Origin of the sequence: Hymenobacter volaticus, from assembly GCF_022921055.1 — a bacterium.
Lineage (GTDB): Bacteria > Bacteroidota > Bacteroidia > Cytophagales > Hymenobacteraceae > Hymenobacter > Hymenobacter volaticus.
Map to the genome: position 1 here is coordinate 22,794 of NZ_CP095062.1, position 14,458 is coordinate 37,251.

Sequence of the window (14,458 nt, forward strand, 5' to 3'; positions counted from 1 at the left end):
CGAAGATTTTCTTGTCCACTCAGGCGTTAGGCCACACAAACAATTAGTAGCAGGAAAAAATGGTATTAGAAAACTCGAGCTACTTCCCCAATGCTATCAAGAATTTAAAAGGCTGATATCTACCTTCAGCGAGACGATGGTAATTCATATGCCTTATAAATAGGTGGCACCAAAGCTATATGACAGCAGGCCTATCGTAAAATTCCTCCGCACACAGAATATACTCTTCCAATTGAGCTTTGTATCTCTGTCTAACTTAGACAGCAGAGTAGTCAAAGCAGATTGTAAAAAGTCAGACTGGAGCATAATCATTTATTGCTTATTATGAAGTGACGCTATAAGAGGGATAACTAATACTTGCTTTATTTACCTTCTTGAAATCCTGAAGCATATGAAATTAACTATCCCCATTCTGCTACTTGCTGTCTTGTCCTTATCAGCTGTGCCTGTGCCTAAAGAAAAGCCAGGCCGCAGCAATGCTGTGAAAGAGCAAGTCCTTAAGAATATAGAAGCAGACTATCAGGCCTACAGCAAAATTGCCTTGCAGATCTGGAAGTATGCAGAAGTTGGGTACAAGGAAACTCAAAGCTCGGCTTTGTTACAGCAAACATTGCGTGAACAAGGATTTGATGTGCAAGTGGGCGTTGCAGACATCCCTACTGCTTTCGTTGCGACATATGGAAGCGGTAAACCAGTTATCGGACTTCTCGCCGAGTATGATGCCTTACCAGGGTTATCGCAACAAGCTACGCCAGAAAAAAGCCCAATTGCTGGCCAAGATGCGGGCCACGGGTGTGGGCACAACCTGTTTGGCACTGCTAGTGTGGCGGCTGGTATTGAATTAAAAAAACTATTGGCCGCCAGTAAAATCAAGGGTACTGTAAGAGTATATGGTACTCCGGCGGAAGAAGGCGGTAGTGGTAAAGTATATATGGTGCGGGCAGGGTTGTTCAAGGATGTTGATGCCGTTGTACACTGGCACCCAGGAAGCGAGAACCGCGCGATGATGAACAACTATCTAGCAAATTCTTCTGCCAAATTTCGTTTTCACGGCATATCAGCGCACGCAGCTATGGCACCAGAGCGTGGTCGAAGTGCTTTAGACGCCGTGGAAGCCATGAATCACATGGTGAACCTAATGCGTGAACACATACCGCAAGAAACCCGCATTCACTATGTGATTACCAGTGGTGGCAAAGCCCCCAATGTCGTGCCCGATTTTGCAGAAGTGTATTACTATGTGCGGCACCCCAAGAAAGACGATGTCAAACAGATTTTCGAGCGAGTAGTAAAAGCAGCCGAAGGTGCCGCGCTAGGCACCGGAACAACCATGGACTACGAAGTTATTGGAGGCACGCATGATTTGTTACTCAATGAAACGCTAGCCCGAGCCTTACAACGCAACCTCGACCAAGTTGGCGGAGTGACATACAACGCACAGGAAACGGAGTTTGGGCGCAAAATTCAAACTTCACTAGGCTTCACAGTGCCACCCCTAACCGCAGCAGCAACTGTTGGAAAATTTGAAACTCGCGAGGGAGGAGGAAGTACCGATGTAGGTGATGTGAGTTATGTAGTGCCCACTGTTGGTATGGAGGCGGCTACTTGGGTACCAGGAACACCTGCTCACAGTTGGCAAGCCGTGGCATGCGACGGCACCGAAATAGGTACTAAGGGCATGGCAGTAGCAGCCAAAACAATGGCGTTAACTGCTATTGACCTATTTACCACACCCAATTTGTTGCAGCAGGCGAAAACCGAGTTCAAGAATGACGTTGGATCCTATACCTATAAGCCTTTACTAGGGGATCGTAAACCAGCCCTCAATTATCGAGACTAGGTTACAAATCATCTATTAGTAACTATCAGGAGTATTAAAGCCAGTAAATGCTTCGTAAGGATTGGCTAGAAGTTCATAGTATGGTTGCCTTTGACGTTCACAAGGTCCTTACGAGAAGCCAACAGTCACTACAAGCACAAATTAATATCCAAGCGCTGTATACTCCTCTATACATATAAAGGAGTATGAGGTATGCATGAATAGCCTAAAATTGGACTCTAGAAAAAGTTTAGTGCTGTAGGAATCTTTTCGGTTAGCGGCTTTTCAGATCTCTCGCGTCCCAGGCGTGAGTAGAGGCGTTAAAATATTTTCAGAAAAAGTAGTGAGAGGATTTGGTAACAACGAAAGCTTTCCTACTTTTGCACCCCGCTTCGCTAGCAAGCTACAACCGGTAGCATCGTACGAAGACACAGACACGAGCCGTTGCAGAAAACAAAAAATAATTTTTTGCCCGGTGCTTGCAAAACTAAAATCGGGTGTTACCTTTGCACCCCGCTTCGCTTACACGGTGGTCAGGCCACTGGAAAAAAGAGAGGTTAGAGTGAACGAAACGCTTGCTCGCAGGTGTTTATTGAAAGGCGACCCGCTCGGGGTTGCTACCTACAACGGAGCTGGTTTACCTGCTCGCTGAGTTTGTCCGATTGGGACGAGCGCACGTTCTTTGAATGTTTGGAAAAGACAAATTGGTAAGGCTTCGTTTTCGCCGCACGTGAAGACGAAGCAACAGACGCGTAAGACAACGAGGCAACTCGTTAACACGAGTCGGATCAGCACTCGACATCCACTCATGTTCGCATGGGTGTAGCATATTTTATACAATGGAGAGTTTGATCCTGGCTCAGGATGAACGCTAGCGGCAGGCCTAATACATGCAAGTCGAACGGGTGGTAGCAATACCACTAGTGGCGCACGGGTGCGTAACGCGTAACCAACCTGCCCTTGACTGGGGGATAGCCCGCCGAAAGGCGGATTAATACCGCATACCTCCCGGGCCTGGCATCAGGCGCGGGGAAAGATTTATTGGTCAAGGATGGGGTTGCGTAGCATTAGCTAGATGGCGGGGTAACGGCCCACCATGGCGACGATGCTTAGGGGACCTGAGAGGGTGATCCCCCACACTGGCACTGAGATACGGGCCAGACTCCTACGGGAGGCAGCAGTAGGGAATATTGGGCAATGGGCGAGAGCCTGACCCAGCCATGCCGCGTGCCGGATGAAGGCCTTCTGGGTTGTAAACGGCTTTTCTCAGGGAAGAAAACGACCATGCGTGGTACACTGACGGTACCTGAGGAATAAGCACCGGCTAACTCCGTGCCAGCAGCCGCGGTAATACGGAGGGTGCAAGCGTTGTCCGGATTTATTGGGTTTAAAGGGTGCGTAGGTGGCTTGTTAAGTCCGGGGTGAAAGCCCACAGCTCAACTGTGGAACTGCCCTGGATACTGGCGAGCTTGAGTCCAGACGAGGTTGGCGGAATGGATGCTGTAGCGGTGAAATGCATAGATAGCATCCAGAACCCCGATTGCGTAGGCAGCTGACTAGGCTGGTACTGACACTGAGGCACGAAAGCGTGGGGAGCGAACAGGATTAGATACCCTGGTAGTCCACGCCGTAAACGATGGATACTCGCTGGTGGCGATACAGTGTCACTGGCTTAGCGAAAGCGGTAAGTATCCCACCTGGGGAGTACGCTCGCAAGAGTGAAACTCAAAGGAATTGACGGGGGCCCGCACAAGTGGTGGAGCATGTGGTTTAATTCGATGATACGCGAGGAACCTTACCTAGGCTAGAATGCGCGTGACCGGTTCAGAGATGAGCCTTTCCTTCGGGACACAAAGCAAGGTGCTGCATGGCCGTCGTCAGCTCGTGCCGTGAGGTGTTGGGTTAAGTCCCGCAACGAGCGCAACCCCTACATTTAGTTGCCAGCGGATTATGCCGGGGACTCTAGATGGACTGCCTGCGCAAGCAGTGAGGAAGGCGGGGACGACGTCAGGTCATCATGGCCCTTACGCCTAGGGCTACACACGTGCTACAATGGACGGTACAGAGGGTCGCTACACAGTGATGTGATGCCAATCTCAGAAAGCCGTTCTCAGTTCGGATCGAAGTCTGCAACTCGACTTCGTGAAGCTGGAATCACTAGTAATCGCGTATCAGCAATGACGCGGTGAATACGTTCCCGGGCCTTGTACACACCGCCCGTCAAGCCATGGAAGTCTGGTAGACCTGAAGCTGGTGCTCGTCACAGAAGCCAGTTAGGGTAGAACAGGTAACTGGGGCTAAGTCGTAACAAGGTAGCCGTACCGGAAGGTGCGGCTGGATCACCTCCTTTCTGGAGCAATCCGACTCGGAGTTGCCCGTAGGCTTACCCGCTCGGCTTATCAAGCTGTCTTTTCCTTCATTCAGATTTACAGAAGCAGTGCGGGCAACCCACTGCTTCTACATTGACCTCATCGGAGGTCAGATGTTCTTTGACGTAAGGTAACAAGAGAGAAAACAAAGTATACTTGATTGCTTGCTTTCGAGCGAGTGGTCAGGAGTCGCTTCCTTCCTTCGGGAAGGGAGCACACCAGAAGTAGATAAGGGCACACGGGGGATGCCTAGGCTCTCAGAGGCGACGAAGGACGCGATAAGCTGCGATAAGGCGTGGGGAAGGGCACATACCTGGTGATCCACGCATTTCCGAATGGGGCAACCCCTCTAGTTGAAGACTAGAGACCACCTTCCTTGTGAAGGATGGGGCAAACGCAGGGAACTGAAACATCTAAGTACCTGCAGGAACAGAAAATAACAATGATTCCCCAAGTAGTGGCGAGCGAACGGGGACAAGCCCAAACCGGGTTGGTTACGGCCAGCGCGGGGTTGTAGGACCTCAACATCTGATTATTTGATCTTAGCTGAATGACGTGGGAAAGTCAACCAGAGACGGTGAGAGTCCGGTAAGCGAACTGATCAAGTACGGTAGAGGATTCCTGAGTAAGGCGGGACCAGCGAAATCCCGTCTGAATCCGGCGGTACCATCCGCCAAGGCTACATACTCCTGAGAGACCGATAGTGAACTAGTACCGTGAGGGAAAGGTGAAAAGAACCGGGAATACCGGAGTGAAAAGAACCTGAAACCGTGTGCTTACAAGCGGTCAGAGGCCTTACGTGGGCTGATGGCGTGCCTTTTGCATAATGAGCCTACGAGTTACTCCTCTCTGGCAAGGTTAAAAGTCTGAAGACTTGGAGCCGCAGCGAAAGCGAGTCTGAATAGGGCGCAGAGTCAGGGGGGGTAGACGCGAAACTTTGTGATCTACCCATGAGCAGGCTGAAGGTTGGGTAACACCACCTGGAGGGCCGAACCAGTTTCCGTTGAAAAGGATTTGGATGACTTGTGGGTAGGGGTGAAAGGCCAATCAAACTGAGAAATAGCTCGTACTCCCCGAAATGTATTTAGGTACAGCGTCGGCGTTGAGTTACGTGGAGGTAGAGCTACCAATAGGACTAGGGGGTGTCACAGCCTACCGAATCCTGATGAACTCCGAATGCCACGTAATATAGCCGGCAGTGAGGCTTGGGGTGCTAAGGTCCCAGGCCGAGAGGGAAAGAACCCAGACCATCCGCTAAGGTCCCTAAATTCGGACTAAGTTGAACAAAGGAGGTCCACTTGCTTTGACAGCCAGGAGGTTGGCTTGGAAGCAGCCATTCCTTTAAAGAGTGCGTAACAGCTCACTGGTCGAGCGAGAGGGCATCGATAATACGCGGGCATCAAGTCCGGTACCGAAGCGATGGATTTAGTCTTTAGACTAAGTGGTAGGGGAGCATTCTCGTCAGCGGTGAAGGTGACCTGTCAGGGTTGCTGGAGCGGCGAGAAAAGCAAATGTAGGCATGAGTAACGATAAAGGGGGTGAGAAACCCCCTCCCCGATAGACTAAGGTTTCCTGCTCAACGCTAATCGGAGCAGGGTTAGTCGGGACCTAAGGCTAGGCCGAGAGGCTACGTCGATGGACAGCGGGTTGATATTCCCGCACTTATTCTTTGGAGTGATGCAGTGACGCAGGAGTGAAAGTACCGCGAGCGGACGGAAGTGCTCGTTAAAGGGCGTAGGTATTGGTTGAGTAGTTAAGTACGCTCGACTAGCTGAAACCTGATAGTACCTGGCGGCTTCGGCCAACGGGATAGTGTACCTAATCAGACTGTCAAGAAAACCTGCTAAGCGTTTACTGAAGAATAACCCGTACCGCAAACCGACACAGGTAGTCAAGGAGAGCATCCTGAGGGGCTCGAGTGAATCACCGCTAAGGAACTCGGCAAAATGGTCCTGTAACTTCGGGAGAAGGGACGCTTCCTCCTAGCAATAGGAGAAGCCGCAGTGAAAAGGCCCAGGCGACTGTTTAACAAAAACACATGACTTTGCGAACGCGCAAGCGGAAGTATAAGGTCTGACACCTGCCCGGTGCCGGAAGGTTAAGAGGGGAACTTAGTCGCAAGGCGAAGGTTTGAATCGAAGCCCCGGTAAACGGCGGCCGTAACTATAACGGTCCTAAGGTAGCGAAATTCCTTGTCGGGTAAGTTCCGACCTGCACGAATGGTGTAACGATCTGGGCGCTGTCTCAGCGGTGAGCTCGGTGAAATTGTAGTCTCGGTGAAGATGCCGAGTACCCGCCACGGGACGGAAAGACCCCGTGCACCTTTACTATAGGTTGACATTGACGCTGGACAACACATGTGTAGCATAGGTGGGAGACGTTGAGCCAGGGCCGCTAGGTCTTGGGGAGTCGCCGTTGAAATACCACCCTTGTGTTGTTTGGTGCCTAATCTGGAATACGGAAACAGTGTCTGCTGGGTAGTTTGACTGGGGTGGTCGCCTCCAAAAGCGTATCGGAGGCTTTCAAAGGTCCGCTCAGTCCGCTTGGTAACCGGACGTAGAGCGCAATAGCAGAAGCGGGCTTGACTGTGAGGCCCACAAGCCGAGCAGGGTCGAAAGACGGATATAGTGATCCGGTGGTTCCGCATGGAAGGGCCATCGCTCAAAGGATAAAAGGTACGCCGGGGATAACAGGCTGATCTCCCCCAAGAGCTCATATCGACGGGGAGGTTTGGCACCTCGATGTCGGCTCGTCACGTCCTGGGGCTGGAGAAGGTCCCAAGGGTTCGGCTGTTCGCCGATTAAAGTGGCACGCGAGCTGGGTTCAGAACGTCGTGAGACAGTTCGGTCCCTATCTGTGGTGGGCGTTGGAGATTTGACAGGACCTGACTTTAGTACGAGAGGACCGAGTTGGACGAGCCGCTCGTGTACCGGTTGTGGCGCCAGCTGCAGCGCCGGGTAGCGACGCTCGGATGAGATAAGCGCTGAAAGCATCTAAGTGCGAAACTCACCTGAAGATGAGATCTCCGATATAGGAAGAGTCGTGGGAGATGACCACGTGGATAGGCGGGAAGTGTAGAGGCCGGAATGCCACAGCTGACCCGTACTAATGACTCGAACGCTTCTAGCAGTACAGACTCCTTACATGGGGTACTTTTTTTCTCTCTTGTCCTTGTGTCAATGATATAGGCCGGTTGTCGAGTTTCGTAAGGGACGACCGGTTGCCAGTAATGGTGGCTTTAGCCCGGGTGTTCACCTCTTCCCATTCCGAACAGAGTCGTTAAGCCCCGGAGCGCCTATGGTACTGCCTTCATCGGTGGGAGAGTCGGTCGCCGCCAACCTTACTTAGTAGAGTGCTTGTCCGCCCCTCCGGCCCCTGCCGTCGAGGGGCGGTTTGCGTTTTACCCTTGCGTGGTAAATATTTATTGTATTGTTGGTATACCTTCAATTCACGTTAAGGACTATATTCGTTTACTCAAAGCTCTAACACACTATTACAGAAGTTAATACTATAAGTTGTATTCGTGGATGACGAAAACCGAGTTCGAGAATTACTCTAGCTTACGAGACATGAACGTGAAGTATAACCAGTATTCTGCTCTGTTCTATTTGCCTCATGTCAGGCAGAAAATAGAGAATGCTTTTTGGGATTGGCAACAATTCAATGTCAGACCGACTTACGACAGCGTTCCAATAATGAGCTATGATTCTAAGTTTCTGACAGTTACGGGATTCTTTAGAAAAACAACCATAAGTAATTTTGCGGATGCTAAACAACCGTTTCGTCCTGAACAACGATATAGGCGCCGTTGACGTCTGCCGACTCAGACAAGAAAAAAGTACGTTGCCCTAACTACATGGTTAGGGCAACGTGCTTTTTTCTTGTTTGAGTCAGCAGGCTTTATTTTATATCGGTTAGTTCTACATCAAAGCGTAGAGGAGTATCCGGAGGAATAGTGTTCTGTGCACCAGTTGGACCGTAAGCTAAAGCTGAAGGAATTAATAGAATAGCTTTTTGCCCTTTGTGCATCAATCCAATGCCTTCATCCCAACCGGCAATGACTTGGCCTCTGCCTAAAAAGAAAGTGAATGGGGCAATCTTCCCATCAGTGCCTGGTTTTGATTGGTCGAATATGCGGTTATTTAGAAAAGTGCCTTTGTATATAACAGACGCTTGCTGACCAGGCTGTGGTATAGCACCAGTACCGGCTTTCTTGGTGACGATATACAAACCTGATGGTTGCCGCTGCACATTGGTGAAGCTACTATCGGCTATATACTTAGTGATTGCCAAAGAATCGGTTGTTCGTACTTGCTTTTGACGCAACAAAGCTTGCGCATTGAGTTCATCGATATCGATGTCGTTGCCATTGCAAGCAGCGAAAAGCAAGGGAGCCGCAAACACGGCTAATCCGTAAGCCAAGACACGGCTAAGGCGTAGAAAGGGAATTTGATGTGTAGACATTGGGAGCGACAAAAGAGCGTTGTAAAATGCTTATCTAAAACAGTTTGCAGATGAATGCAGGAGCACAGATCAGGCCAAGACTTGGGCTAATAAAAATTAATTATTTACAGTATAGTTTTCCTTTAAGCAGTATTGATAGAATTGACTCTTAGAAATGAGCGATGCTTCAGCTGTACAGGCAAAGTAACGATTATCATTAAAATTAGTACTAATATAACATATTTGCACTTTTCAGTATCCGGCTTATATACGTTTAAAGGTTAACCTTTTGTTTTATTATATTGAATATTTAAATTTTTATTTGTTATCTGTGGACCAATAGTTGTATACATATGCAGAATTAATCATAGTTTGTACCAGAGAGGACAGCTTCAGCTTGCTTGTTTTTCCAATGGGTACCATGTATATCCAGTACTTTCCTAACGATTCGATGGAATAGGGGAAATATATTCTCTGCTTCAACTTGTTTCTAGCCGTCCTAGATTGCCTACTTCTCTTTCTAACCCACTCATCATGACAACTCGTAGATCGTTCTTAACCTCTGCTGCACTGCTCTCGACAGGCTTGCTGATTTCACCCTCATTGCTAGCCTATAATAAACGCTATGTGGGTCTACAACTTTACACCGTGCGTGAGGCCATGGAAAAAGATCCAGCAGGAACCTTGGCTAGGTTAGCAAAGATAGGGTATAACTCGGTGGAAGGGGCTACCTATACTGGCTCCCAGAAATTCTATGGGATGACGCCTAAAGCCTTTGCTGCTCTACTTAAGCAAAATGGGTTAATCATGCCAAGCAGCCATTATCGGCTAGGTGAAGAGCAAATGAAAGGGGCACCGGTACAGGGAACAATGCTACATGGATGGGACCAAGCTGTAGACGATGCTGCTGCTGCCGGTGTGAAATACATGGTGTGTTCTTACCTGTCGGAAGCGGAGCGTGGGAATCTAGACCACTATAAGTATGTAGCCGAGCAGCTAAATAAGGCCGGAGAACGGTGCAAAAAAGCAGGCATACAGCTTTGCTATCACAACCACGATTTCGAGTTTAAAGCGCAGGACGGGCAGTTGCCATTCAATCTGCTGCTTACTGGAACTGATAAGCAGTTAGTGAAAATGGAACTTGATCTGTATTGGGTGAGCAAAGCCGGCCAGGATCCACTCGCTCTATTTAAGCAGCATCCTGGCCGTTTCCCGCTTTGGCATGTGAAAGACATGGACAAGACGCCTCAACAAGCGTTTACGGAGGTTGGCAACGGCAGCATTGACTTCAAAAAAATATTTGCGCAAGCTGATTTGGCAGGCTTACAATACTTCTTTGTAGAACAAGATGCTACTCCTGGTTCGCCTTTCGATAGCGTCACCAAGAGCATTACATACATCAAGAAGAATTTGGTGTAATCTTACTTTTTCAGCAGCTTATTGGGCTACTACTGGGAGCTCTCGTATCCAGATGTTACGGAAGCTTAGTGGTTCGCTTTTATCGCCGTGCGATTGAAGCTTGATTGGCGCCGCTCCGTGATTTTGGTAAGTAGGTTTGCCGATGTACACTGTAGGTCCTAGTAGACTTACATTATTTTGAACGAGCACACCGTTGAAGAGGACAGTTACTCGGGCAGGAGTTTGGACGGCGCCACCAGCAGCAAAGGTAGGTGCCGTCCAAATTACGTCGTAGGTCTGCCATTCACCGGGCTTGCGTGTAGGGTTTGCTAGCGGGATTATTTGCTTGTAAATACTGCCCGCCATGCCGTTGACGTAGGTCTTATTGTTGTAGGAGTCTAGGATTTGGAGCTCGTAGCCTGCGTCACCTTTGCCTATAGAGGCTAAAAATAAGCCGCTGTTCCCACGAGCTTGCCCTGTACCGCTAATGTTAGCAGGTACACGCCATTCCAAGTGCAATTGGTAGTTGGTGAAAGAACGCTTAGTTTCGATGTTGCCTGCCGTCTTATTCACCGTCATTATGCCACCAGCCACTGTCCACTTAGCAGGGGCATTTCGGTCGTCGGTAGACACCCATTGATCGAGGTTTTTGCCATCGAAAAGGATGAGCGCATCAGAAGGAGCCGCGGTGCTGCTAACACCGGGAGCTACCACTTTTGGTACAGGTTCCCAAACTTCAGTGTCTTCCGGCTTGCCAGCTTGCTGGGCTTTCAATGTTTGAGCACCGCTGATGAGCAATGCGGCAGCAACAAGGAGAGATACTTTCATGTGAAAAGCAGTTGGAACGGGTGGGTTTTTTAAGACAGGGTAAGCTGTAGGCGCAGGAATACCAAATCAAAAGACACAGATTAGACTGCTTGCACGCACTGAGTGCAAGTCCTACCAAGCAGACTTAGTGGTGGTACTGATATAGCTGCCTTTTACCAATGTTGCATTTTGGCAAAAGAGCAGCTATTCAGGACTTAAGACAGCAGGTTCTTTTTGATATAGGCAGCACTTTGGCTGATGCTTTGGAAGGCGTCTATGGCAAAGTATTCCTGCTCCATGAATATGTGCTTCAGCCCGGAAGACGAAGGGCTCTGGAATATCTTTTTGAAGTCAATAGTACCTGCGCCTACTTCGGTGTTGTGCTCGGGCTGCGCTTTGTCCATGTCTTTGACATGCCACATAGAGAAACGCTTAGGATTCGATGCCATCAGCTTGACAGGGTCGAGGCCTGCGCGCACCACCCAATATAAATCAAGCTCGAAATCTACTAACGCCGGGTCTGTTTCCTTGAGCAATACATCGAACAGCGTGACGCCGCCTATTGCTTTGTATTCGAAATCGTGATTGTGATAGGCTACACGCAGGCCCGCAGCCTTGCATAGCTGGCCCGCTTTGTTGACCTTCTCGGCAATGGCTTTAAAGTCGGCTACCGACGTGCGAAGCTTGTCGTCGAGGTGAGGAACCACTATGTACTTCTGGCCGCAAATTTTGGCAGCTTCGATATAGGAGTTCAGCGCTTCCGGGTTGCCATCCCGCACGAAACCATTCATTTCGTAGTGCCCGCTGGAAGTAGTTAGGCCGTTAGCGGTTAAGACAGCCTTGAATTCAGATGGACTCAAGCCCCAAAATCCGTTTTCTTTGCTATAGCCATAGGTTTCCACTTCCTGATAGCCAGCCTTGGCTACTTTAGCTAGTACGCCCTTTACGTCCTTGCCAATGTAGTCGCGCAAGGTATACAGCTGCAGGCCAAGTTTCAGGGAAGATGGGGCTGCCAGCAAACTGCTAGGTGCTACCAAGGAAACTGCTGACAGTAAGCCAGCTTGCTTAAGGAAGGATCTTCTTTTCATCATAACTTGGAAAGAAAAGGAAATGGGCGGAAAGAGTAGTTTGGCTTTCTAAACGTCACATAACTGAACAGCTTTCCTTAGAGAAGCTAGCTTGTCGGCTTGCTTAGGAATAAATTCCTGCGCCACATAGCCTTTGAATCCAGTAGCCTTAATGGCCCGCATGATGGCGGGATAATAAAGCTCCTGCGTGTCGTCGATTTCATTGCGGCCCGGCACGCCAGCCGTATGATAATGGGCTATATAAGCGTGGTTGTCGGTAATGTTGCGAATCACATCACCCTCATCAATCTGCATATGGTAGATGTCGTAAAGCAGCTTGAAATTCTCCGAGCCTAGCTTTTTAGCAAGCGCAACTCCCCACGACGTACGGTCGCACTGATAGTCTTTGTGGTTGACTTTACTATTGAGCAGCTCCATCACCAGCACGACTTTGTGCTTGGCTGCTAGATCTACCAATGGTTTGAGACCTTTTACGCTGTTGTTTAGGCCGGTTTCGTCGTCCATACCCCGGCGGTTGCCACTGAAGCATATCAGATTCTTATATCCCGCTTTGGCCACTAGCGGAATCATCTCTGAATAGTTTTTCAGCAAGGCAGCGTGGTACTGCGGATCATTGAAGCCGTCCGTCAGATTTATTTCCGCGCCATTACACATAGGCGAGTCCAAACCGTACTTTTTCAGAGTGGGCCAATCTTTGGGCCCTACTAGATCGATACCTTTGATGCCCATTCCCTTGGCAGCCGCACATAGCTGCTCGAGCGGCATGTCGTTGAAACACCACCGGCACACCGAATGATTGATATTGTTCTTTAGGTCGGGAGCTTCCGCAGGTTGGGTTTTGGGCATAAGCGCACTTAATCCGCCCGTGGTTCCGGCTACGGCCGTACTGGCCAGGATGTTCTTGAGCACCGTGCGGCGGTTAGGGAGCGGGGCCATAGCGAATTTACAGTAGGGTTGTTCAACTTGTAGGACAGGCTACTTGCCCGTGGTCACTGCCTATTTCAGGCTCAGAATATACTTGGCCATCTCCTTGGCATCGGCAACTGCTAAATCTGGATGCGGAGTCATCGGAATCTCGCCCCAATTGCCTTTCCCACCCTGGATGATCTTATTGGCCAGCATAGTAATGTTGGCATCAGTGGAGGGGTATTTTTCGGCAACAGCCGTGTATGCAGGCCCAACCAGTCTGTCGCGCTCTTTGTGGCAGCTCGTGCAGTCCGATGAGGTAATGAGCTTGGCACCCTTGGCCACGATGCCGCCAGCATGCTCGGTGCCAATCTTGGTAACGTTGGTGTCAACTTGTGGCTGGTGGGCCACGGCCGAGAGGTTGGTAGCCGAAGCGCTGTCACTTTTCAATTCGTCGGACGACGCGGCCTGCATGCTGGGTTCGTTGGCGCTATTGCTTTTGGACTCCGATCCGCAAGCAGCGAGCACGACACCTACAGCAAAAAACAGAATGGACTTTTTCATATTAGGATGGATTATAGCCCTAGCAGGGTTTTGTTGAAATTGGCATCGGTGCCCGTACCCGCAAAATCGTCGAAGGCTTTGTCAGTGACACGGATGATGTGGTCTTTGATGAACGGAGCGCCTTCGCGCGCACCGTCTTCAGGGTGCTTTATGGCGCACTCCCATTCTAGTACTGCCCAACCAGGGAAGTCGTAGGCGGCGAGCTTGCTGAAGATGGCTTTGAAATCTACTTGTCCATCGCCAAGGGAGCGGAAGCGACCAGCACGGTCGAGCCAGCTCTGGTAACCTCCATACACGCCTTGTCGGCCGCTTGGGTTGAATTCGGCATCCTTGACGTGAAACATCTTGATGCGCTCGTGGTAGAGGTCGATGTACTCTAGGTAGTCAAGGCACTGAAGTATGAAGTGCGAGGGGTCGTAGAGCAGGCACGCACGCGGGTGGTGGTTGACTTTGTCGAGAAACATCTCGTAGGTCACACCGTCGTGCAAGTCTTCGCCGGCGTGCACTTCATAGCACAAATCCACGCCGCACTCGTCGAAAGCATTAAGAATAGGCGTCCAGCGGCGTGCAAGCTCCGTGAAACCCGTGTCCACCAACCCAGCCGGGCGCTGGGGCCAAGGGTATACCATGGGCCAGAGCAGAGCTCCACTAAACGTAGCGTGCGCATTAAGACCTAGATTCTGCGAGGCTTTAGCGGCGTAGTGCAACTGCTGCACGGCCCATTGCTGCCTAGCAGAAGGATTGTTGCGGTAGGTTTCTGGCGCGAAGCCATCAAATAGCTGATCGTAAGCGGGATTCACGGCCACAAGCTGACCTTGCAAGTGCGTGGAAAGCTCGGTGATTTGCAGCCCTGCTGCCTGCACAATGCCAGAGATTTCGTCGGCGTAGGTTTTGCTTTCAGCAGCCTTTTGCAGATCGATGAAGCGCGCGTCGGTGGTAGGTATTTGAACCCCTTTGTAGCCAAGGCTAGCGGCCCAGGCGCAGATTGATTCCAGGCTATTGAAGGGCGGCTCGTCGCCGATGAATTGAGCCAGGAAAATGGCGGGTCCCTGAATGGTTTTCAT

8 protein-coding genes and 3 rRNA genes are annotated in these 14,458 nt (G+C 50.1%); 5 read left to right on the top strand and 6 right to left on the bottom strand.

The window, feature by feature from the left end:
• Nucleotides 1–391 precede the first annotated feature (391 nt).
• From MUN86_RS23330 to rrf, 4 genes are all read left to right on the top strand, one after another.
• Nucleotides 392–1,840 (top strand): amidohydrolase, encoded by a 1,449-nt coding sequence (locus MUN86_RS23330; RefSeq protein ID WP_245126073.1) that lies wholly within the window; start codon nucleotides 392–394, stop codon nucleotides 1,838–1,840.
• Between the two features lie 815 nt (nucleotides 1,841–2,655).
• Nucleotides 2,656–4,169, top strand: a 16S ribosomal RNA gene (locus tag MUN86_RS23335).
• A gap of 237 nt (nucleotides 4,170–4,406) precedes the next feature.
• A 23S ribosomal RNA gene (locus MUN86_RS23340) occupies nucleotides 4,407–7,317 on the top strand.
• Nucleotides 7,318–7,416: 99 nt separating this feature from the next.
• Nucleotides 7,417–7,528: ribosomal RNA gene (gene rrf / locus MUN86_RS23345) — 5S ribosomal RNA — on the top strand.
• Together the 16S, 23S and 5S rRNA genes form the textbook arrangement of a ribosomal RNA operon.
• 560 nt (nucleotides 7,529–8,088) lie before the next feature.
• On the opposite strand, the gene MUN86_RS23350 is transcribed toward rrf, so the two are convergent.
• A complete protein-coding gene (locus tag MUN86_RS23350; RefSeq protein ID WP_245126075.1) occupies nucleotides 8,089–8,652 on the bottom strand; it encodes an FKBP-type peptidyl-prolyl cis-trans isomerase in 564 nt (187 codons plus the stop codon).
• Between the two features lie 513 nt (nucleotides 8,653–9,165).
• Between MUN86_RS23350 and MUN86_RS23355 the strand changes: the two genes are divergently transcribed.
• Nucleotides 9,166–10,050, top strand: coding sequence for a sugar phosphate isomerase/epimerase family protein (locus MUN86_RS23355; RefSeq protein WP_245126077.1), 885 nt, complete (start codon nucleotides 9,166–9,168; stop codon nucleotides 10,048–10,050).
• Nucleotides 10,051–10,068: 18 nt separating this feature from the next.
• Here the strand turns inward: MUN86_RS23355 and MUN86_RS23360 are convergent, their stop codons facing one another.
• From MUN86_RS23360 to MUN86_RS23380, 5 genes are all read right to left on the bottom strand, one after another.
• Nucleotides 10,069–10,857, bottom strand: a complete 789-nt coding sequence (locus MUN86_RS23360) for a 3-keto-disaccharide hydrolase (RefSeq protein WP_245126079.1) — start codon at nucleotides 10,855–10,857, stop codon at nucleotides 10,069–10,071.
• Nucleotides 10,858–11,051: 194 nt separating this feature from the next.
• Nucleotides 11,052–11,927 carry a sugar phosphate isomerase/epimerase family protein gene (locus MUN86_RS23365; RefSeq protein ID WP_245126081.1) on the bottom strand — a complete coding sequence of 292 codons (876 nt, stop codon included), beginning with the start codon at nucleotides 11,925–11,927 and terminating at the stop codon, nucleotides 11,052–11,054.
• Between the two features lie 45 nt (nucleotides 11,928–11,972).
• Complete coding sequence (locus MUN86_RS23370) at nucleotides 11,973–12,860, bottom strand: hydroxypyruvate isomerase family protein (RefSeq protein ID WP_245126083.1); 888 nt, start codon at nucleotides 12,858–12,860, stop codon at nucleotides 11,973–11,975.
• Between the two features lie 60 nt (nucleotides 12,861–12,920).
• A complete protein-coding gene (locus tag MUN86_RS23375; RefSeq protein WP_245126085.1) occupies nucleotides 12,921–13,394 on the bottom strand; it encodes a c-type cytochrome in 474 nt (157 codons plus the stop codon).
• A gap of 11 nt (nucleotides 13,395–13,405) precedes the next feature.
• The gene (locus MUN86_RS23380) at nucleotides 13,406–14,458 is read right to left on the bottom strand and encodes a sugar phosphate isomerase/epimerase family protein (RefSeq protein ID WP_245126087.1); all 1,053 of its coding nucleotides are present in this window, start codon (nucleotides 14,456–14,458) and stop codon (nucleotides 13,406–13,408) included.